Origin of the sequence: Cupriavidus sp. IK-TO18 (genome assembly GCF_015549295.1) — a bacterium.
In the GTDB taxonomy this organism is placed as follows: domain Bacteria; phylum Pseudomonadota; class Gammaproteobacteria; order Burkholderiales; family Burkholderiaceae; genus Cupriavidus; species Cupriavidus oxalaticus_A.
On sequence record NZ_JADGMP010000066.1, the window covers coordinates 1 to 1,359 of the forward strand.

The 1,359-nt window shown below is 65.9% G+C and carries 2 protein-coding genes; both read right to left on the reverse strand.

What is annotated here, in order from left to right:
- On the reverse strand, window positions 1-668 hold a 668-nt coding region (locus IPF36_RS34000), incomplete at its 3' end, for an ABC transporter ATP-binding protein (protein ID WP_195432330.1).
- Between the two features lie 25 nt (window positions 669-693).
- A partial coding sequence (locus IPF36_RS34005; RefSeq protein ID WP_195432329.1) for an ABC transporter ATP-binding protein occupies window positions 694-1,359 on the reverse strand: 666 nt, incomplete at its 5' end.

Consider the following 1,359-nt stretch of genomic DNA (forward strand, 5'->3'; position numbering starts at 1 on the left):
TCGACGATGCTGCCGTGCTCCATCACGTAGAAGCGGTCGGCCAGCGGCGCGGCGAAGCGGAAGTTCTGCTCCACCATCACCACCGTGTACCCCTTCTGCTTGAGCATCCGGATCATGCGCGCCAGCGCCTGCACGATCACCGGTGCCAGCCCTTCCGAGATTTCATCGAGCAGCAGCAGGTTGGCGCCGGTGCGCAGGATGCGCGCCACCGCCAGCATCTGCTGCTCGCCGCCCGACAGGCGCGTGCCCTGGCTCTGGCGGCGCTCCTTCAGGTTGGGGAACATGTCGTAGATCTCGGACTCGCTCATGCCCGCGGTCGTCTCACCACCCTTGCCCTTGAGCTGCGGCGGCAGCAGCAGGTTCTCCTCGCACGACAGGCTGGAGAAGATCGCGCGCTCTTCCGGGCAGTAGCCGATGCCGTAGTGCGCGATCTTGTGCGTGGGCAGGCCGATGGTCTCGTTGCCGTTGACCTTGATCGAGCCCTTGCGCGCGCCGGTCAGGCCCATGATCGCGCGCAGCGTGGTGGTGCGCCCGGCGCCGTTGCGGCCCAGCAGCGTCACCACTTCGCCGCGGTTCACCGTGAGGTCGACGCCGTGCAGGATGTGCGATTCGCCATACCAGGCCTGCAGGCCCTTGATTTCGAGGGCGGGAGTGTTGTTCGTGCTGATCGTACTCATTTGCTCGTCCCCCGCTTCAGTGCACGCCCTGCAGCTCGGCATCGGCCGTGCCCATGTAGGCCTCCATCACGCGCGGGTCCTTCGACACCTCGGCGTAAGGCCCCTCGGCCAGGATTGCGCCCCGCTGCAGCACGGTGATCTTGTCGGCGATCGACGAGACCACGCTCATGTTGTGCTCGACCATCAAAATGGTGCGGCCGGCGGAGACCTTCTTGATCAGCTGCGTGACGCGGTCCACGTCCTCGTGGCCCATGCCCTGCGTGGGCTCGTCGAGCAGCATCAGCTCCGGCTCCATCGCCAGCGTGGTGGCGATCTCCAGCGCGCGCTTGCGCCCGTACGGCAGGTTCACCGTCAGCGTGTACGCGAACTCGGTCAGCCCCACCTGCTCGAGCAGCTCCATGGCGCGGTCGTTGAGCACATCGAGCGAGTGCTCGCTGCGCCAGAACTGGTACGCGGTGCCAAGCTGTCGCTGCAGCCCGATGCGCACGTTCTCCATCACCGTCAGGTGCGGGAACACCGCCGAGATCTGGAACGAACGGATCACGCCGCGGCGCGCGATCTGCGCGGGCTTCTCGCGGGTGATGTCGATGCCGTTGAATACGATGGTGCCGGTGGTCGGCTCCAGGAACTTGGTGAGCAGGTTGAAGCAAGTGGTCTTGCCTGCGCCATTAGGGCCGATCAA